The sequence below is a fragment of the Cryobacterium sp. TMT2-14 genome (genome assembly GCF_004402465.1).
Taxonomy (GTDB): Bacteria; Actinomycetota; Actinomycetes; order Actinomycetales; family Microbacteriaceae; genus Cryobacterium; species Cryobacterium sandaracinum.
This window is the reverse complement of sequence record NZ_SOFV01000016.1, coordinates 1-19,146: the sequence shown is the minus strand read 5'-3', so window position 1 is coordinate 19,146 and position 19,146 is coordinate 1. Positions and strand designations below refer to the sequence as shown.

14 protein-coding genes and 1 pseudogene are annotated in these 19,146 nt (G+C 67.3%); 10 read left to right on the top strand and 5 right to left on the bottom strand.

Features of this window, described 5'->3' with window-relative positions; translation table 11 throughout:
• Positions 1 to 43: 43 nt before the first annotated feature.
• A complete protein-coding gene (locus E3O28_RS06335) occupies positions 44 to 2,878 on the bottom strand; it encodes an FAD-binding and (Fe-S)-binding domain-containing protein (RefSeq protein WP_104103584.1) in 2,835 nt (944 codons plus the stop codon).
• Between the two features lie 74 nt (positions 2,879 to 2,952).
• The gene (locus E3O28_RS06330; protein WP_104103462.1) at positions 2,953 to 4,680 is read right to left on the bottom strand and encodes an L-lactate permease; all 1,728 of its coding nucleotides are present in this window, start codon (positions 4,678 to 4,680) and stop codon (positions 2,953 to 2,955) included.
• A gap of 134 nt (positions 4,681 to 4,814) precedes the next feature.
• Here E3O28_RS06330 and E3O28_RS06325 point away from each other — a divergent pair, with 134 nt between their 5' ends.
• From E3O28_RS06325 to E3O28_RS06315, 3 genes are read left to right on the top strand one after another with little or no spacing between them, the layout of a single operon-like run.
• The gene (locus tag E3O28_RS06325) at positions 4,815 to 5,507 is read left to right on the top strand and encodes a GntR family transcriptional regulator (protein WP_104103465.1); all 693 of its coding nucleotides are present in this window, start codon (positions 4,815 to 4,817) and stop codon (positions 5,505 to 5,507) included.
• Positions 5,508 to 5,521: 14 nt separating this feature from the next.
• Positions 5,522 to 6,082 (top strand): hypothetical protein, encoded by a 561-nt coding sequence (locus tag E3O28_RS06320; protein WP_104103468.1) that lies wholly within the window; start codon positions 5,522 to 5,524, stop codon positions 6,080 to 6,082.
• Positions 6,079 to 6,591 (top strand): hypothetical protein, encoded by a 513-nt coding sequence (locus tag E3O28_RS06315; RefSeq protein WP_134374156.1) that lies wholly within the window; start codon positions 6,079 to 6,081, stop codon positions 6,589 to 6,591. The genes E3O28_RS06320 and E3O28_RS06315 overlap by 4 nt, the downstream gene beginning before the upstream one ends.
• A gap of 35 nt (positions 6,592 to 6,626) precedes the next feature.
• Here the strand turns inward: E3O28_RS06315 and E3O28_RS06310 are convergent, their stop codons facing one another.
• The gene (locus tag E3O28_RS06310; RefSeq protein WP_134415437.1) at positions 6,627 to 7,877 is read right to left on the bottom strand and encodes a low temperature requirement protein A; all 1,251 of its coding nucleotides are present in this window, start codon (positions 7,875 to 7,877) and stop codon (positions 6,627 to 6,629) included.
• A gap of 141 nt (positions 7,878 to 8,018) precedes the next feature.
• Here E3O28_RS06310 and E3O28_RS16520 point away from each other — a divergent pair, with 141 nt between their 5' ends.
• The 5 genes from E3O28_RS16520 to E3O28_RS06290 all read left to right on the top strand — a co-directional run bounded on the left by E3O28_RS16520 (position 8,019) and on the right by E3O28_RS06290 (position 13,639).
• On the top strand, positions 8,019 to 9,203 hold the full coding sequence (locus E3O28_RS16520; protein WP_104103477.1) for an acetyl-CoA C-acyltransferase: 1,185 nt from the start codon (positions 8,019 to 8,021) through the stop codon (positions 9,201 to 9,203).
• A complete protein-coding gene (locus E3O28_RS16515) occupies positions 9,204 to 9,950 on the top strand; it encodes an enoyl-CoA hydratase/isomerase family protein (RefSeq protein WP_174721880.1) in 747 nt (248 codons plus the stop codon).
• Positions 9,947 to 10,846 carry a 3-hydroxyacyl-CoA dehydrogenase family protein gene (locus E3O28_RS06300; RefSeq protein ID WP_134415436.1) on the top strand — a complete coding sequence of 300 codons (900 nt, stop codon included), beginning with the start codon at positions 9,947 to 9,949 and terminating at the stop codon, positions 10,844 to 10,846. Before E3O28_RS16515 ends, E3O28_RS06300 begins: the two co-directional genes overlap by 4 nt.
• Positions 10,846 to 12,927 carry a phenylacetic acid degradation bifunctional protein PaaZ gene (gene paaZ, locus E3O28_RS06295; protein ID WP_104103585.1) on the top strand — a complete coding sequence of 694 codons (2,082 nt, stop codon included), beginning with the start codon at positions 10,846 to 10,848 and terminating at the stop codon, positions 12,925 to 12,927. Before E3O28_RS06300 ends, paaZ begins: the two co-directional genes overlap by 1 nt.
• Positions 12,928 to 13,234: 307 nt before the next feature.
• The gene (locus E3O28_RS06290) at positions 13,235 to 13,639 is read left to right on the top strand and encodes a VOC family protein (RefSeq protein ID WP_198411424.1); all 405 of its coding nucleotides are present in this window, start codon (positions 13,235 to 13,237) and stop codon (positions 13,637 to 13,639) included.
• Here the strand turns inward: E3O28_RS06290 and E3O28_RS06285 are convergent.
• The gene (locus E3O28_RS06285; RefSeq protein WP_241973035.1) at positions 13,572 to 14,387 is read right to left on the bottom strand and encodes a metalloregulator ArsR/SmtB family transcription factor; all 816 of its coding nucleotides are present in this window, start codon (positions 14,385 to 14,387) and stop codon (positions 13,572 to 13,574) included. The two genes, E3O28_RS06290 and E3O28_RS06285, sit on opposite strands and share 68 nt — an antisense overlap.
• An 80-nt stretch (positions 14,388 to 14,467) precedes the next feature.
• Here E3O28_RS06285 and E3O28_RS06280 point away from each other — a divergent pair.
• Positions 14,468 to 15,692, top strand: a pseudogene (locus tag E3O28_RS06280) (MFS transporter).
• 237 nt (positions 15,693 to 15,929) lie between these two features.
• On the opposite strand, the gene E3O28_RS06275 reads toward E3O28_RS06280, so the two are convergent.
• The gene (locus E3O28_RS06275; protein ID WP_134415435.1) at positions 15,930 to 17,996 is read right to left on the bottom strand and encodes a glucose PTS transporter subunit IIA; all 2,067 of its coding nucleotides are present in this window, start codon (positions 17,994 to 17,996) and stop codon (positions 15,930 to 15,932) included.
• Between the two features lie 320 nt (positions 17,997 to 18,316).
• On the opposite strand from E3O28_RS06275, the gene E3O28_RS06270 reads away from it, so the two are divergent.
• Complete coding sequence (locus E3O28_RS06270; protein WP_198411546.1) at positions 18,317 to 18,916, top strand: GNAT family protein; 600 nt, start codon at positions 18,317 to 18,319, stop codon at positions 18,914 to 18,916.
• The last annotated feature ends 230 nt before the right edge of the window (positions 18,917 to 19,146 follow it).

Below are 19,146 nucleotides of genomic sequence, written 5' to 3'. Positions count from 1 at the left end.
TCCAACCTGCGCCGCGAGTGGGCAGAGCTCAGACGGCGCCCGACTATGCCAGGTGGGATGCGGCGGCGTCCGGATCGTCGGCGTCGGGCCGCGTCACCTCTTCCAGCAGCTCGAGCACGTGGCGGTATTCCTTGCCGGTGGCCCGGGTCAGCCCGAGCTCACAGGTGCGGTTGCACGACGCGAATGCCGTGGCGTCCATCGTCGCGACATCGGCCGCCTGCGCCCGGGTGGCGGATTCTGTCAGCTCGGGATGCAGCATGCCGCGGTCCCCGGCGAAGCCGCAGCAGCCCCAGTTATCCGGCACCTGCACCCTCTCGGCCACCCCGCCGGCCAGGGTCTGCAGGGAGTCGTTGATGCCCATCCGAGTGGAAGAACACGTGGGGTGCAGCGCGAGCGAATCGATCTTCTGGTACTCGGGCAGTGACGGCAGGATGCGTTCGGCCGCGAACTGCACGGCGTCGACCACCCGCAGGCGCGGCTCGTTCTGGTCACCCTCGATGGTCGTCCGCAGCCCCTCGGTGCAGGAGGAGGCGTCGCAGATGATGGCGAGCTCGCCGTTCCGGGTCGCCGTGCGCAGCGCCGCGAGGGTTTTGGCCCGCATGGTCGCTTCGCCGGTCTTCAGCCCCTTCGACGACCACGGCGTGCCGCAGCAGAGCCCGTCGATGCCCGCGGGCACGACGAGGGTGATGCCGGCCCGGTCGCAGAGCTGCTCGAAGCTGACCTGCACCCCGGGCGTGCCCGCGGTGGCCGGACCGAACATGGTCTGCACGCAGGCCGGGAAGTAGACGGCTTCCGGCGCCAGGGCCGGCACCGGGCGGGAGCGTCCGCCGCCGCCGCCGGGCAGCTCGCTCGAGTAGAGCGGCAGCGTGTCGGTGCCGAGCACGGCTCGGCCGAGCTTGTTGGGCACCATCAGTACCGGGGCCGGGATCTTGCGCACCACAGTGAGGGCCAGCCCGGCGCCGCGGGTGACCGCACCCCAGTTCTTGGCCGCGGTGTTCCAGACGCCGTTGATCAGCGGCCCGGTCTCGCCGCGCCGGATCTGCTTCATCATGGTGCCGGTGTTGATGTTGACCGGGCAGGCGGTCTGGCACATGCCGTCGACCGCGCAGGTCTCCACGCCGTCGTAGACGAAGTCCTTCTCCAGCTCGGCGGCCAGAGCCAGGTCGCCGCTCCGGCGGGCCTGTTCGATGGCGCGCAGGGTGACGATGCGCTGGCGGGGGGTCAGGGTCAGATCCCGGCTGGGGCAGACGGGTTCGCAGTAGCCGCAGGAGACGCAGCTGTCGACCACCTCGGCGACGGGCGGCACCAGCTTGATGTCACGAAGGTGAACCTCAGGGTCGTCGTTCATCAGCACGCCGGGGTTGAGCATCCCGGCGGGGTCGAACAGCACCTTGAGCTGCCGCATGACTTCGTAGAGCTCGTCGCCGTACTGGCGCCGCACATACGGAGCCATCACCCGGCCGGTGCCGTGCTCGGCCTTGAGCGAGCCGCCCTCGCCGAGCACCAGGTCCACCATGTCCTCGGTGAAGGCGCTGTAGCGCTCTAGCTCGGTTGTGCCGGTGAAACCGTCGGTGAGCATGAAGTGGATGTTGCCGTCCTTGGCATGGCCGAAGATCACGCTATTGCGGTAGCTGTACTTGTCGAACAGACGGATCAGCTCCACGCAGGTGCGGCCGAGCGCGGCCACCGGCACGACGACGTCCTCGAGCAGCGCCGTGGTGCCCTGCGGGCGGGCGCCGGCGACGGATGCGTAGAGCCCCTTCCGCAGATGCCACAGCTGGGCACGGGTCGCAGAGTCCGCGCTGAACTTCACCGGGGCGCTGAGCCCGAGCCCCGGCATAATGGTCAGGCCCGCGCGCTGGAGCTCCTGCAGCGATTCGGGGTTGTCGGTCTGGTACTCCATCAGGAGGGCGGCGTGGTCGCGCACGGCGAGGTCGCGCACGACCGGGGGTACGTCGTCCAGGCCCTGGCCGACCTTGAGCGACAGGGCGTCCATCAGCTCCAGGGTGGCCGCCCCGGTGCCCACCAGGGCAGGCAGGGCCGCGTTGGCGGTCTCCAGGTCCGGGAAGACCAGCAGGCCGGTGACCGTGTGGGTCGGCCGCGGGACGGTGCGGAAGACCGCCTCCGCGACGAACCCGAGGGTGCCCTCGCTGCCCACGATCAGGTGCGCCAGGATGTCGACGGGCCGGTCGAAGTCCAGCAGGGAGTTCAGGCCGTAGCCCATGGTGTTTTTCATCGAGAACTGGTGACGGATGGTCGAGACGGAGGCCGGGTTGCCGGCAACCCGCTTGGCGAGGCGCAGCAGGCCCTCGTGCAGCTCGGGTTCGAGGGCGCGGAGGCGCGCATCGGCATCCGCCGCCCCGGTGTCGACGACGGTGCCGCTGGGCAGCACCACCGTGACCGATTCCAGGGTCTGGTAGGCGTTGTCGACGGTGCCGCAGGCCATACCGGAGGAGTTGTTGGCCACGACGCCGCCGATGGTGCAGGCGGATTCGCTCGCCGGGTCCGGGCCGAATTTGCGGCCGTACTGCGCCAGGCGGGCGTTCAGGGCGCGCACGGTGACGCCGGGCTGAACCCGCACCCGGGCGCCGTTGTCCTGCACCTCGATCTGTTTGAAGTTGCGGCGCACGTCGACGAGCACGCCGTCGGTGAGCGCCTGGCCGCTCAGGCTGGTACCGCCGGAGCGGAACGTGAGCGGCACACCCTGCGTCCGACTGGCGCGCAGCAGCTTGCCGACCTCGTCCGCGTTGGCGGCCACGACGACCGCCTGCGGCACCAGCAGGAAGTGCGAGGCGTCGTGGGCGTTGGCGTGCAGGTCGATCGCCCGAGTCTTCACCTGGGCCGGGTCGGACACCGCGGCGCGGAGGGCACCCAGCATCCCGGCGGATGCAGGCACCGCTGTGGGACCGGAGACGGTCGCCGAGGGGGTGACCACCGTGCCGCGGCGGGCCATTACGGCACCATCCAGCCGAGGACCGGGGTGGACTGCAGCACGATCAGGACCGTGATCAGCACGAGGAGCCCCAGGCTCCATCCGACGAGCTTGCGGAAGAGCAGGCTCTCCGCACCCACCAGGCCGACGGCGGCGGCCGCCACGGCCAGGTTCTGCAGCGAGAGCATCTTGCCGAGCACACCGGCCGACGAGTTGGCGGCGGCCATCAGCACAGGCGACAGGCCGGTCGCGTTGGCGGCGGTGACCTGCAGCTGCCCGAAGAGCGCGTTGGACGAGGTGTCGGAGCCGGTCAGGGCCACGCCGATCCATCCGATCAGGGGGGAGATCACGGCGAAGAATACGCCGGCGGTGGCCAGGTAGGCGCCGAGGGAGGCGGTCTGGCCGGACAGGTTCATCACGAACGAGAGGGCGAGCACGGCGGTAACGGTGACGATGGTCCAGCGCAGCTGCACGAGGGTGTCGCCGTAGATCTTGAGGCCCTGGCGGAACGAGACCTTGTAGAGCGCCATGGTGAGCAGGCCGGAGAAAAGCAGCAGGGTGCCGGTGGCCTTGAAGTGGTCGAGCTTGAACATCGTGGCCGGAACCGGGTCGCCGGCGGCGTCGGTCACGTTCAGTCCGGGCCAGGCGAAGGTGACGCTGCCCACGACGCTGAGCCAGGCCTTGATGGCCGGGATCTGCGCGATCGAGAAGATGCCCATGATGATCAGGTACGGGGCGATGGCCTTCCACACCTGGCGCGGTTCCGGGCGGGTGTTGTCGTTCAGGTCAGGGCTGTCGGCAGAGCGTCGCGCCGACTTGAGCGCGGTGGTGGGGGTGCTGCGCATGGCGGATGCGGGGACCGCGGCGCCCACGGTCGTGCTCACCAGGTTCTCGGCACCGGACAGTTCGACGTCGTCGTTCAGTCCCATGGATTCGGCCGGCTGCCAGAAGCGCAGCATGACCAGGACGGCGGCCACGGTGGCGACGGCGGCCACGACATCCGTCAGCTCGACGGCGAAGAAGTTGGCGGTGACGAACTGGGCCAGTCCGAAGACGAGTCCGGCGACCACGGCCACCGGCCAGGTCTGCTTGACGCCGCGCTTGCCGTCGACGATGAAAACGAGGATCAGCGGAACGATCACGGCGATGAACGGCGTCTGGCGGCCGGCCATCGACGCGAGGTCCTGGATCGGCAGGCCGGTGACGCCGTTGAGGGCGATGATCGGGGCGGCCATGGCACCGAACGCCACCGGGGCCGTGTTGGCCAGCAGCGACACCATGGCGGATTTGAGGGGTTTCATGCCCGCGGCCATCAGCATGGCGGCGGAAATGGCAACCGGGGCGCCGAATCCGGCGAGGGACTCGAGTAGTGCGCCGAAGCAGAAGGCGATCAGGATGGCCAGGATACGCAGGTCGTTGGAGATGGAGCGAATGGTGCGGCCCAGCACCTCGAACCAGGGGGTGGCCACGGTGAGCTTGTAGATCCACAACGCGTTGACCAGAATCCAGAGAATCGGGAAGAGGCCGTAGAAGACGCCGGCGGCCGTGGCGCTCAGCGCTTGGCCGACCGGCATCTGCCAGCCGACGACGGCGAGCACGACCGAGAGGAGCAGGCTGACCAGCGCCGCCTTGTGCGCCTTGACCCGGAACACGCCGAGAAGGACGAACAGGAGAATCAGCGGCAATGCGGCGCAGATGGCCGACAGGACGAGGGATCCAAGAATCGGATCGAGTATCTGTTGAAAGATTGGGTCTCCACACTGAGGTCGTGGTCACGCCGTCGTGACACTTCATCAGTTGTATAGCAAGTATGCAAGTAAGTCAATATATATTGTGTTTTTGTCTGTCAAGATGAGAACACAATTTAGGAAAGGCAGGTCCCGTGACAGCGCGCGTAACGGCAACGTCGATCGTGGATGCCATCGCGAACGACCTGCGAACCCGAATCCTTGAAGGGGAATTGACCTCCGCCACGGCCCTGACCGAGACCGATATGGCCGCGAGCTACGACGTCGCCCGCCCCACGGCGAAGGCGGCGATCGAGAAACTCGTCGCTGAGGGACTGCTGGTGCGCGGGGCGCACAAGAGCGCCCGCGTCGCCGAGCTCGGACCGGACTCCGTGCGCGACATCTACCAGGCCCGCGCCTACCTCGAAAGCGAGGTGCTGCGCCGCCTGGCCCTCACCTGCACCGTCCCCGAGGAGGCCGTGCAGGCCAACCTCGACATCGCGGCCGTGGCTGGCGGCTCCGCCCTCGACGTCGTGGAACCCGATATGCGTTTCCACACCAGTCTGATCGACGCCGTCGGCAACGAGCGGATCAGCCGGATGTACCGTTCCCTGGTTAGCGAGGTACGCCTCTGCATGGTGCGGGTGCAGTCGCTGAACCTGCTCGACACCGCGTTGATCCAGGCCGAACACCAGCGCCTGCTCGAGCTGATCGGGGAGGGCGATGGCGCCGCGGCTGCCGAGTTGCTCGACGAACACCTCGCCCGTGCCCGCGAACGCCTCGCCGCGGCAATCGGCGGCGAAGCCGGCCCGGAGGCACACCTCCCATCATCCCTGCACCGGGTCTAAGTCCCCCAGACGCCATGGGCTACTTTCTCGCACCATCCACCCGGGTTGCCCTGTCGCGCCTGGTGACCCTCGACACGGCCCCGGGCTCGGCGCCGCTCGAGCGGTTGCGGGCCATCCGTTCCCTGCTCTTCGAGCTCGACGCCGACCCAGCCACCCTGGTAGGTGTGCGCGACGCCCTCAGCGGGGGAGCGGACTGGGACGAGATCGCCGACGCCGCCGGTTTGAAACCGGCCGCCGCGAAGTGGCGCTGGAGCGGCACCGATTCGGAGATCGCCGCCCGGCAGGCGGCCGGACGCAAGCGGTCCGCACGTCCCAGCGCCGTGCCCACCGATCTGCCTGGGCTGTCCGTGTCCGAGGCAGCTGCGCAGCTGGGGGTCACCGCCCAGGCGATCTACCTGAAGCTGAGCCGCGGCAAGCTCGCCGGCCGAACCGTCGAACTCCCCGACGGGCGAAGCTACAAACGGGTCTTTCTCAACGAAGACCCGGATGCCCGCCTTGACCGCGCCGAATCGGCAGCAGACAATGACCCCACCGCCTCCCCCCGATGCACTTTGACGACGGAGCCCTCACCATGACTGATTTCTCCTCGACCAGCACGCCCACCCGGTCGATGCCCCTGTCCGATCAGACCGAGACGCTCAAGCCCATTGAAGAGCCCCAGACGACCGAGGCCCAGCCCGCGCCCAGGCGCGTAGCGCACCTCACGACCACGTCCGGCCAGCGCACCGCGCTGGTCGTCCTGGTCGGAATCATAGCCCTTGCCGTGGCCTTCATCGTGATGCTTTTGGTGGGGGTGTCGAGCGAGAGCATCAACGCCCTCGCCGTATTCGCCACGCCCATTGCCTCGATGGTGGCCGCCTATTACGGCATCACCCTGAGCATCCAGCAGGTGCGCAGCGAACGCGCCGAGAAGGAAAAGGCTATCGCCCGAGCGGATGCCGCCGACGCCGCCAGCCGCGAGACCGAGGTCTGGGCCGCCCAGATGGAATCCGGCCTGCGCGTCGCGATGGCCCAGCTCGGCGCCGCGCGTATCGGCACCGAGGCGGTCGAGAAGGCTGCAGGCACCCCCGACGGCTTCTTCTGACCGGGGTTCGATCACTCGAAGCCTCCCAGTTTCGGCTAGCCGGCCTCCTTCTCGGCGGTGCCGTTCCGCACGCGCACGATGGTCCCCCAGCAGGCGACGGTCGTCAGCATGAGCGCTCCCAGCGCTCCTAACGCGAGCGGCGAGAGGGCGAAGGCGAGGGGCAGCGCCAGCAGCAGCAGTGCGATTCCCGTGACATGGGAGATCAGCACCTCCCGGGCCACGACGAATCGGAACAACGCCAGCCCCAGCAGGTACAGCAGAGGCCCGCCGGTGATGGCGACGGCCGTCGAAAAAATGACCGGGTCATCCGGATGCGCCAGGATCTCCTTGACGCCGACCGAGCTCAGAACAATGCCGGCGATGAGCATCGCATGTACATAGGTATACGCGAGCCGGGCGAGCCGGCCGGGGTCGGCGGCATCGGCGAGGGCTTTGCTGCCCGCGTACTCGCTGTGGTCGAAGTACAGCCACCACATGGCCGCTCCACTCACGAAGGCCAGCAGCAGGCCGAGCACACCCGGCACCGACACGTCCTGATCGACGAAGGCGAAGCCCGTCACCAGAAATGATTCGCCGAGTGCGATGATGACGAACAGGGCGCTGCGCTCCGCGATGTGCGGACCGGAGAGCTCGCCGTCGCCGGGAGTGGCCCGGCCGAGGCCCGGCACCGGGAAACCGAGCTTCGCGGAAACGAACTCGATCCCGAGTGCGGTGGCCCAGAGCAGCAACCGGTAGTCGGCCGGGAGCAGGCCGCCGAGAATCCAGAAGAGCCCGGCCACCGCGAGCCAGAGGAAGATCCGCACGAAGGCGCGGAAGAGGGCGCGATCGTGGAGCGCGAGGGCGAGCGCCATGAAGGCCGTTCGGCCCAGCTGCAGGGTGACGTAGGCCACGGCGAAGAGGAATCCCCGGTCGCCGAATGATTCGTAGATCGAGACGCTCACCACCAGCCCGACCAGAGAGAGGCCGATCACGACCCCGCGCACAGGCAGGCGGGCCGGATCGAGCAGGTTGGTCACCCAGGTGGTGTGCACCCAGATCCACCACAGGGCGAGCACCAGGATGACGGACTCGGCGGCTCCCTGCCAGGACTGGTTCTCGTAGAGATGGCGCGACAGCTGGGTCAACGCGAACACAAAGATCAGGTCGAAGAACAGCTCGATGTAGGTGACCCGATCCGCCAGGTCGGGCCGATCCGGGCGCATCAGATTGAGCCGGAGGCCAAAACGGCCGGTGGGGCGGCGACCGGTGCCGGGAGCGGAGGGGACGGTGCTGGGCGTTGCGTTCACGCACCCAGTCTGCCTCAGTCCGGCAGATGTTTGGGAGGCGGCATGGCGGCCTCCCGTGTTGCCCTGATGGGACTTTCTATGACATTCTTTTACAAAACGAACGGTCAGTTAGTAAACACGGCGATCAAAGGTGATGAAGCCATGCCCGAAGCATTCCTAGTTGATGGTGTTCGAACTCCTATCGGTCGATACGGCGGGGTGCTGGCCGGCATCCGCCCCGACGACCTGGCCGCCATCGTGCTTGCCTCGGTCGTGTCCCGGTCCGGGCTGGATCCCACCCTCCTTGACGAGGTCGTCCTCGGCGCCGCCAACCAGGCCGGCGAGGACAACCGCAACGTCGCCCGCATGGCCGTGCTCCTGGCCGGTCTCCCCGACAGCGTGCCGGGGATCACGGTCAACCGGCTCTGCGCATCCGGCCTGTCCGCCGTGCACCTGGCCGCCAACATGATCAAGGCCGGCGAAGCAGACCTCGTGATCGCCGGCGGCGTCGAATCGATGACCCGCGCACCCTGGGTTCTCGCCAAGCCGGAGAAGGCGTTCGCCAAGCCGGGCGAGATCGTCGACACCTCGATCGGCTGGCGCTTCACGAACCCGCGCCTGCAAGCGCGCGACAAGGCCACCTTCTCCATGTCGGAGACGGCGGAGGAGGTCGCCGCCCTCGACGGCATCAGCCGGGCGGATGCCGACACGTTCGCCCTCCGCTCGCACCGGCTGGCACTCGAGGCGCAACGTGACGGCATCTTCACGCCCGAGATCGTGGGTGTTCCCACCCGCGCCGGACTGATCGAGATCGACGAGGGCCCCCGAGCCGACACCACGCTCGAACGCCTCGCCGGGCTGCGCTCGGTCGTGCGGACGGGCGGCATCGTCACGGCCGGCAACGCCAGCTCCCTGAACGACGGGGCCTCCGCCATCGTTGTGGCGAGCGAGGCGGCCATCGAGCGTCTGGGGCTGACGCCCCGCGCCCGGGTGGTAGGCGGAGCCAGCGCCGGCGTCGCCCCGGAGACCATGGGCCTCGGCCCGGTCCCCGCCACCCAGAAGCTGCTGCACCGCCTGGGACTGACCATCGGTGACGTCGACGCCGTCGAACTCAATGAGGCGTTCGCGACCCAGTCTCTGGCCTGCATCCGCCGGCTCGGCCTCGACCCGGAAATCGTCAACCGGCACGGCGGCGCCATCGCCCTCGGGCACCCGCTCGGGTCGTCCGGGTCCCGTATCCTGATCACCCTGTTGGGGCGCATGGAGCGCGAGGGTGCCCAACGCGGCGTGGCCACCATGTGCGTGGGCGTCGGGCAAGGTTCCTCCCTGCTGGTGGAGCGCGTCTAGATGTCGCGCGAGTTCACGACGCTGCTGGTCGACGAGCGGCCCGACCGGGTGCATGTGCAGCTCGACCGACCGGCCGTGCGCAACGCCATCGACCAGACCATGATCGACGAGTTGCACCTGGTCTGCGCCGACCTCGAGCAGGAACCCCGCATCCTGATCCTGTCCGGCACGAACGGCGTCTTCGCCTCCGGGGCCGATATCGCCCAGTTGCGGGAACGCCGGGCCGAAGACGCCCTGAACGGGATCAACTCGACCCTGTTCGGCCGGATCGCCCGCCTGCCGATGCCCGTGATCGCCGCCATCGACGGCTGGGCGCTCGGCGGCGGGGCCGAGCTGGCCTACGCCGCCGACTTCCGGATCGCCTCCACGACCGCCCGGCTCGGCAATCCGGAGACGGCCCTCGGCATCATCCCGGCGGCCGGAGCGCTGTGGCGGCTGGCCGCGCTGATCGGCGAGCCCGTGGCCAAGGAGATCATCCTGGCCGGGCGCATCCTGAACGCTTCCGAGGCGCTGGCGGTGCACCTGGTCACCGAGGTGCACGAGTCGGACGTCCTGCTCGAGGCAGCGCACGCGCTGGCCGACCGGATCGCCAAGCAGGACCCGTTGGCCACCCAGCTGGCCAAGGAGGTCTTCCATGTTCCCGCCGCGGAGCATCCCGTGGCCGACAACGAGGCCCAGGCGCGCCTGTTCGAGTCCGACCAGAAATTCACCCGAATGACCGCATTCCTGGAGGGGAAGAAGCGATGACGCTCAGCACCGTGTCCGCAAAGGCCCAAGCCGCTCAGTCCGTGCCAGTGCCGCACCAGGTCGGCGTGCTCGGCGGAGGCCGCATGGGCGCCGGCATTGCGCACGCGTTCCTGATGGCCGGGGCCCATGTCACCGTCGTGGAGCAGGGAGACGACGCGGCTGCCGCCGCCCGCGACCGGGTCCTGACCGCCATCGACAAATCCCTCAGCCGCGGTAGCGTGACCGCGAGCCGCGCCGAGCTCGGCGACCGGCTGACCGTGACAACGGATGCCGCCGCGTTCGCCGGCTCCGGCCTCGTCGTCGAGGCCGTTCCCGAGATCGTGGCGCTGAAGACGCAGGCGCTCCGCCTGGTGGAGGCGCACCTCGCCCCCACCGCCTGGCTGGCGTCCAACACCTCCTCGCTGTCGATCACCGATCTGGCCGAGACGCTGGACCGCCCGGACCGGTTCATTGGACTGCACTTCTTCAACCCGGTGCCGGTCTCGACCCTGATCGAGGTCGTCACGGGGGAGCGCACCGACCCGGAGCTCGCCCGGCTCGCCCAGGACTGGGTCTCCTCGCTCGGGAAGACGCCGGTCCTGGTGCGGGACTCGCCCGGCTTCGCCAGCTCCCGCCTCGGCGTCGCGATTGCGCTCGAGGCGATCCGCATGGTCGAGGAGGGCGTGGCCAGCCCCGAGGCCATCGACACGGCCATGGTTCTTGGCTACAAGCATCCGGTCGGGCCTCTCCGCACGACCGACATCGTCGGCCTCGACGTTCGCCTCGGCATCGCCGAACACCTGCACGAAACCCTCGGCGACCGGTTCGCCCCGCCGCAACTGCTGCGCGACCTTGTCGCACGCGGTGACCTCGGACGCAAAAGCGGCCGCGGCTTCTTCGATTGGAAGGACGCATGATGACACTTCTCAGCAACGGCACCAGCACTGACACCGGCCCCGACACGAGCTCTGACACGGTCGTTCCCAGCTACGTTCTCGACTCCTGGTGGACCCCGGACACCGATGTGGTCGCCCAGCGTGTCCTCGACGCGAGCACCGGGGCCGAGGTCGCCCGGGTCAGCAGCGACGGGCTCGACCTGGCCGCCGTGGTCGAACACGCCCGCACTGTCGGCCAGGCCTCGCTCGGGGAACTGACCTTCCACCAGCGTGCCATCCTGCTCAAGAAGCTGGGACAGTACCTGGGCGGGGTCAAGGAGGAGCTCTACGCGCTCTCCGCCCGCACCGGCGCCACCCGCTACGACTCGATGGTCGACATCGACGGCGGCATCGGAGTGCTGTTCACGCTGTCCTCCAAGGGCCGGCGCGAGATGCCCAACAGTCAGGTTTACATCGACGGCGACGTCGAGGCGCTTTCCCGCGACGGCTCCTTCAGCGGTCAGCACATCTACACCCGCATCCCCGGAGTCGCCTGCCAGATCAACGCCTTCAACTTCCCGGTCTGGGGCATGCTTGAGAAGCTGGCCCCGGCGTTCATCGCCGGCGTGCCGACGATCGTCAAGCCCGCGACGCCCACCGGGTACCTGACCGAGGCGGTCGTGCGTCACATCCTGGCGTCCGGCATCCTGCCCCTGGGCGCCCTGCAGCTGATCTCCGGCAGCGCCAGGGACCTGATCGACCACCTCGACTACCGCGATCTGGTGGCGTTCACCGGGTCGGCCGGCACCGCCCGCACCCTCAAGTCCCACCCGAACGTGGTCGAGGGCGGCGTGCGCTTCACGAGCGAGACCGATTCGCTCAACGCCGCGATCCTGGGCCCGGACGCCGCGGCCGGCACGGCCGAGTTCGACGCCTACGTCGCCTCCGTAGTGACCGAGATGACCAGCAAGGCCGGTCAGAAGTGCACCAGCATCCGCCGGCTGATCGTGCCGGCGGGCCGCCGCGACCAGGTCGTCGCGGCCGTCTCCGAACGGATGGCCCGCCGCGTCACCCTCGGTGACCCGCGCGCCGAGGGGGTCACCATGGGGCCCCTCGCCAGCACCGGGCAGCGCGACGAGGTGCTCGCCAGCGTCGCCCGCCTGATCGACGGCGGCGGACGCATCGTGATGGGCTCGGCGGACGCCCCGACCGGAACCGACCCGGGCGGCGCCTTCGTCGCCCCCATCCTGCTGGCCTTCCACGACCCGGAGAGCCCGGCCGTGCACGAGATCGAAGCCTTCGGCCCGGTGGCCTCCATCATCGAGTACACCGACCTGGACCACGCCATCGCGCTGGCCGCGCGCGGCGGCGGCTCACTGGTGACGACCGTGGCCACTCACCACCCCGATATCGCGCGTACGCTCGTGCTCGGGATCGCAGCGCACCACGGCCGGGTGCTGATGCTTGACCGGGTCGATGCGCGCAGCAGCACGGGCCACGGATCGCCCGTTCCGCACCTCGTGCACGGCGGACCCGGGCGGGCCGGCGGCAGTGAGGAGCTCGGCGGCATCCGTTCGGTGCTGCACCACATGCAGCGCACAGCTATCCAGGGCTCGCCCGACATGCTGACCGCCATCACGGGGGAGTGGCACGCCGGTGCCGCGGTGCGAACGGGCATCCACCCGTTCCGAAAGTCCCTGGCCGAGTTGCGGGTGGGCGACCAGACCCAGGGCGGACCGCGCGTGGTCACTCTGGCCGACATCACGGCATTCGCCGAGGCCACCGGCGACAAGTTCTACGCGCACACGGACCCCGAGGCGGCGGCGGCGAACCCGTTCTTCCCCGGGATCGTCGCGCACGGCTACCTGCTGGTGTCCTGGGCGGCCGGGTTGTTCGTGGATGCGGCCCCCGGGCCGGTGCTCGCGAACTCCGGGCTGGAGAAGCTGCGGTTCGTCACCCCGGTGTCGCCCGGCGACAGCATCCGGGTCACCCTGACGGCCAAGCGGATCACCCCGCGCGAGACCGAAGAGTACGGCGAGGTCTGCTGGGACGCCGTGCTGCACAACCAGAACGATGAGGTCGTCGCCACCTACGACGTTCTCACCCTGGTCGCCAAGGAGTAACCCCCGGGCACCAGCTGAGAGCGCCACAGGCGGAGCGCCAGGTCGGGTGTCGAACGAATTCGACGGAGATTTTAAGGAATAAGCCGGTTTCCGGGCTGTTTTGGGCCGTTTCGCGCAAAATCTCCGTCGAACTCGTTCACGCTGCCGGCGGGGCGCGCGTACGGTGCGCGGCCGCTGTCGACGGCACAAGCGCGATCGGGCAGGCCTTCGATGCCGCACCGGAGCGCACTTCCCTGACTCGGTAGGTTTGCGGGTGAGCAGAGCATGACACCATGACTACGTGACTTCCGGGACAGATCCAGCGTTGGTGCCTGAACTTCTGGTGCGGGATCTTGAAGCCAGCATCGAGTTCTGGTGCGACTTGTGCGGATTCACGATTCGTTACGACCGCCCCGATGACGGCTTCGCTTACATCATGCGGGGATCCGCCCACGTGATGCTGGAACGGGCGGGAGCCGGCAGGAACTGGATCACGGGTCCCCTTGAGGTGCCGCAGGGTCGCGGCGTGAACTTTCAGGTGGCCGTGCCCGACGTCGATCCGATCCTGTCGGCCTTGCGAGCGGCCGGCGTTTCACTGTTCATGGCGCCCGAGACGAAGTGGTATCGCGTCGACGACGAGGAAGCCGGTGTGCGCCAGTTCCTGGTCACCGATCCGGACGGCTACCTGATTCGGTTCCAAAGCCCACTCGGCCGCCGGCCGGTAGTCCGGTAGTCCGACAGGCCGGTAGTTCGACGGATGTGCGCCCGGCGGCCGCCTCGGCGGACATCGGCAGATTCGCCAGTCGCCATTCCAACATCCCCTCGTTTAATCGCGTTGCGCGTCGGCCGCTCCGGCGCAGCACGGCCATGGCCTCGTAGGCAAGCACGCAGTACTTGCCGCGGCAGTAGGCGACAACCTCGCGGTCCGTCGGCAGTTCACTGAGCCGATCGCTGAGTTCCTCGAGGGGGATGGAGAGGGCGCCGGGAATGTGCGCAGCGTTATATTCCTGCCGTGGCCGCACATCCAGCACGGTGATAGTCCCGGCCGTCGCGCGTGCGAGAAGCTCTTCCCTGGTGATTTCCTCGTGCGTATCGTCGCCCGCCGCTTCGGGGTCATCGAGACCCAGATAGGCGATCCGGATGGATTCGACGTCTGCGAGATGGGTCTGCGCGACGCTGCGCACCAGGCTGTAGAGCCGGGCGACGTCATCCCCGGCGAGTCGGTAGTGAATCCGGGTGCCCTCCCGGCGAGTGCTGACCAGACCCGCATGTTTGAGGGTTTGCAGGTGGGCGGATGCGCTTGTCAGACCCAGGCCGGCCGCGTTCGCCAACGATTCCACCGTGCGTTCGCCCTGGGCGAGCAGGTCGACCAGCTCAAGGCGCTTGCCGCTGCCCAGCGCCTTGCCGACGCGGGCAAACTGCTCGAACAGCGCCGTTTTCTTTTCTCGATCGCCCATCTTTTTCCTCTCGGTTCCCTTCACACTAGTATCATCTAATAATCAATGGTTTTCTGGAATAGGATTCGGGCCCGTGCAGCGGCTCCCTCGCTGGAGAACGGACTATGAGTCAGACCCCGAACGCCGCAGATCAACCCAAAGGCGTGCGCCGCGGCATCGTCCTGGGCCTCCGGCAGAACTTCCCCCAGCTCCTGTTGCTCGTCGCGGTCAACGCGCTGGTCGGCGGCACGCTCGGCCAGGAACGCACTGTGCTGCCGCTGCTGGCGGACGAGGTCTTTCAGCTCGACCGCTATACGGGCGCACTGACCTTCATCCTCGCCTTCGGCTTCGCCAAGGCCGGCATCAACTATTTCGCCGGCACCTTCTCAGACCGCTACGGCCGAAAGCCGGTGCTGGTCGCAGGCTGGCTGATCGCCATCCCCGTTCCGATCCTGCTCATCCTGGGCCCGACCTGGGGCTGGATCGTCGCCGCCAACGTGATCCTCGGGATCAGCCAGGGACTGACCTGATCGACCACCGTGGTCATGAAAATGGGCCTCGTCGGCCCGAGCCGCCGCGGCCTGGCCATGGGCTTCAACGAGGCGGCCGGGTACCTCGGAGTCGCCGCGACGGCACCGGCCACCGGCTACATCGCGGGCGAATACGGGCTTCGTCCTGGCCCGTTCCTGCTCGGCGCGGTCTTCATCGCTCTGGGCCTCGGTCTGTCGGTCATCTTCGTGCGCGAAACCCATCAGCACGCCAAAGTCGAGGCCGTCAACCACCTGTCTGTTCACGCCCACGCCGGCTCCCTCAGCAATCGGGAGGTGTTCACCCTCACCATTTTCCGGGACCGGTCGCTGTCTTCGATCAGCCAGGCCGGGATGGTCAACAACCTCAACGACGGCCTCGCCTGGGGGCTCTTCCCCATTCTGTTCGCCGCCGCCGGACTCAGTATCGAATGCATCGGCATCCTGGCCGCCGTCTACCCGGCGGTTTGGGGAGCCGGGCAGCTCATCACCGGAGGGCTCTCCGATCGGATCGGCCGCAAAGGTCTGGCTGACCGCAGCCATCCTGCTCGGCGCCGGCGCCGGCACCGCCATGGTCTACCCGACGCTGCTCGCCGCGATCGGCGACGTCGCCCACCCCGAGTGGAGGGCCCGCTCGGTGGGTGCGTACCGGCTGTGGCGTGACGGAGGCTTCGCCGTTGGCGCGTTACTGTCCGGGCTGCTCGCCGACGCCTTCGGTATTCCTACGGCGGTCGCCGTGGTCGCGGCGCTGACCGCGGCATCCGGACTCGTCGTGGCCTTGCGCATGCGCGGAGACGACCATCTCCGTACCCGCAGCCGATGAGCCGTGCCCTTCGCTCCTGCGCACGCACCAACGGTGAACCCACGATGAGGCTTGCGGTCTCCTGAGTGCCGAATTGCTCGTTCGTTGACCACAAGAATGTCGATTCCGTCAACGTACTGGCCGATGAACGGTCGTTTTCTGGTCGGTGGAACGAGGATGGTCTACCGCCGGGTTATGTCAGCGGCAGGAAAAAAGGTGGGCAGAAAATTCTCTGCCCACCTTTTGACCTGAGGTGTCTTATTTGGCGGTGACCGTGATGAGAGGGCTTCCGACCTCCACGTGGCCAGACGCTGCCTGGTCGACCGATCCGAACTTCTTGGGGTTCGTCACGAGCACCGGGGTGACCAGCGAGTAGCCGGCATCCTCGATCACCTTGCGGTCGAAGGTCACCAGCGGGGTGCCTGCTTCAACGCGGTCGCCCGCGGCCACCTTGACCTCGAAGCCCTTGCCGCCAAGGTTCACGGTGTCGATACCCACGTGAATGAGCATTTCAACACCGCTGTCGAGTCGCAGCCCGAAGGCGTGACCGGTCGCCTGAGCGACGAGAACCTTGCCTGCTCCAGGGGCGTACACGGTGTCCTCGGTCGGATCGATTCCCACGCCTAGACCGACGATTCCCTTGCTGAACACAGGGTCCGGCACGTCCGTCAGTGGAACGACGATACCGGCGATGGGCGAACCAATCGTGGCCAGGACCGTGGCGGTGGCGGTGGCGGTGGCGGTTGCGGTGGCGGTTCCGGCGCCTGTTCCTGAGCCTGACGCACCGGCAACAACCGGGGTTGCGATGTCAGAGTCGGTTGCAGCATCGTCGCTCGCTACGGTTTCCGCAGCCAGAGCCTCGGCGAATTCCGCCTTCTGCTCCGGCGTCTTATAGCCGGAGAGGATCACGAGGATCATCGCGGTGAAGAACGACGCGGTAATGGCGCCCGCGTACAGGGGAATGTTGTCGAACGCGGGGATCGTCAACAGCGAGGTGAAGACGAATGCGCTGGTCTTCACGCCGCCGCCGAGGCCGAGGATGACGCCGCCGACGAGGCAGCCCACGAGCATCCGTGGGTAGATGCGCTTGAACCGAAGGTGGATGCCATAGAGCGAGGGTTCAGAAATACCACCTAGCAGGCCGGCCGCGAGCGCGCCCGTTGCGGTCTGCTTCATCTGACGGTCCTTTTCGCGGATGGACAGGAACAGCACGCCGGCAGTTGCACCGAAGCACGCGAAGTTCCACGCACCCATGGGGCCCTGGATGAAGTCATAGCCGAGGGACTGGATGTTGAGCAGCATGATTGCGTTCAGCGGCCAGTGCAGGCCGAGCGGAACCATGAACGGGTAGGCCAGCGGGATGACGACAGCGAAGATGAACGGCGAGAAGTCGTTGATCGACTTGAGGAAGTTACCGAGTGCGGCGCCGCCGTACACGCCCATGGGGCCGATCAGGAAGGCGGTCAGCGGGATCATGATGAGCATGCAGAGGAACGGCACGAAGATCAGCTGAACGCTGGACGGAATGATCTTCTTCAGATACTTGGTCAGCAACCCGAGAACGACCGCCATGATCAGCGGCGGGAACACCTGCGAGCTGTAGTCGGTGACGGTCAGAGGCAGTCCGAAGATCTGCACGACTGCAGCCTTGCCGCCGAAGACGGTCTCTGCTCCGTCGGTGAGTCCCAGCGCGTTGAAGCCGGGGAGCATGACGACGGCCATGATGCCGAAGCCGACCCAGGGGTCAGCGCCGAGCCGCTTGGAGGCGTTGTAGGCGACCATCAGCGGAAGGAAGACGAAAACGCCCTGCCACATCAGGTTGATGAACGCCCAGGACGGGTCGAGGGTGACGCCTGGTGCGTTCCACGACGGGATGACCCCGAGGGTTGCCATCAGAGCCATGAACGTGATGAACAGGGATGCGCCGAGCAGCGCACCCAGGATCGGGCGGAAGGAGTCGGACAGGATCTCGAAGAACGTGTCCAGCCCGGAGAACTTTCCGCGCGGGCCCTTCGCGCGTTCCGCGGCCTTCACATTGGCGATGGTATCGCCGGTGCCGTGGTCGCCCGCATGCTTCTTCATTGCGGGAAGCGCCATAATGTCGTTGTATACGGTATCTACGGCTCCGCCGACGACGATCTGGTAGCGATCGCCGGCCTGCGGAACAGCGCCGAGAACCAGAGGCAACGCTTCGACGGCCGCTTGGTCAATCCCCGATGCATCCTTCAGCGTGAAACGTAGCCGGGTGGCACAGTGGGTGAGGCCGACGATGTTTTCGGCCCCTCCGATACTTTCAATAATGTCTGCAGCGGGTTTCGATGCCACCTTGGACTCCTTCTGGTGTTGATGCGGAACTTAATGATTCCGCTTGTTACGGCTCAGCGCGAACCACGCTGGCTGGCTGAAGACCGTAATGGTCTCCACGCATCGTTAGCAACGATAACGGTTTTTTGGACACACTTAAGCATAAGGACAACGCCGGCCGTGCGCGGAAGGAATTATGCCGTCGCGAGTCAGCGATGAGTCGGTACCATCGCGGGATGGGGAATCACGAAACACATCCGCCGTCGCGAGCAGTCTTGTCCACACCAATTGAAGACCTGTGGCCACCTTTCGGGCTGAAAATCACTTGCGGCCCCGTTACGTTGTCTCCCGTTCGCGACGCTGACCTACCCGAACTCGATGCGCTCGCTGCGGCAGGCATCCACGCGCCGACGGAGATGCCGTTCTTCTTCCCGTGGACCGTAGGTTCCCCGGGCGAGATCCGGTTGCGACTCATGCAATACCACTGGGCACAACGAGCCGAGATGTCGCCGGCGGCCTGGTCGCTCGAGACCACGGTTCGCTTCGACGGTGAGATCGTCGGTTGCCAGAGCATCTCAACCAGGGACTACCTCGTCACGAGAACGGGGGAGACGGGCTCCTGGCTCGGCATGAAGCACCACGGCCGCGGGATCGGTACGCTCATGCGTCAGGCACTCTGCGCATTCATGTTCGATCACCTGGACGCCGCCGAGGTCACCTCAGCGGCATTCGTTGACAATCCCGCGTCCCTCGCGGTGTCGAGAAAGGTCGGTTACCGGGAGAACGGAATCGGTCGCCTGAAGAGGCGCGACGGCGAGATGGTCTTGAACCAGAAGCTGGTTCTGACTGCCGACACCCTGAACCGCGCCGAGCCCGAACTGAAAGTCGAGGGCGCACTGCAGCTCCGGGACTTCCTTGGCCTGAATGGTCGCGATCAATGATCAGGGCTTCTTCCTCCACATTGTGGGTGTGATCGGGTTATCCACAGACCGTTTCTTGGTGGGCGGATGTCGCGGGTAATGTCGGTGGGTGCCCGTAGCGTGTGTGTCATGAAGCCCTCATTTATTGAAGAGCAAGAGGCTCTCGGGGAGCATTTCGAGGCGATCGCGGAGGCCGAATTGGCCATCGCCGTGGCGTTCGCTCGGCGGGCGGAGTTGGTCGAGGCGGGCCG

What these genes read in the sequence shown, in the direction of transcription:
- E3O28_RS06335 (WP_104103584.1), bottom strand. Translation starts at nt 2,878, where the DNA reads ATGCTGGGTGCCCTCCGCGCCGCGGTGTCCGACCCGGCCCAGGTGAAG.
- E3O28_RS06320 (WP_104103468.1), top strand. Translation starts at nt 5,522, where the DNA reads ATGGGCTACTTTCTCGCACCATCCACCCGGGTTGCCCTGTCGCGCCTG.
- E3O28_RS06315 (WP_134374156.1), top strand. Translation starts at nt 6,079, where the DNA reads ATGACTGATTTCTCCTCGACCAGCACGCCCACCCGGTCGATGCCCCTG.
- E3O28_RS16520 (WP_104103477.1), top strand. Translation starts at nt 8,019, where the DNA reads ATGCCCGAAGCATTCCTAGTTGATGGTGTTCGAACTCCTATCGGTCGA.
- E3O28_RS16515 (WP_174721880.1), top strand. Translation starts at nt 9,204, where the DNA reads ATGTCGCGCGAGTTCACGACGCTGCTGGTCGACGAGCGGCCCGACCGG.
- E3O28_RS06300 (WP_134415436.1), top strand. Translation starts at nt 9,947, where the DNA reads ATGACGCTCAGCACCGTGTCCGCAAAGGCCCAAGCCGCTCAGTCCGTG.
- paaZ (WP_104103585.1), top strand. Translation starts at nt 10,846, where the DNA reads ATGACACTTCTCAGCAACGGCACCAGCACTGACACCGGCCCCGACACG.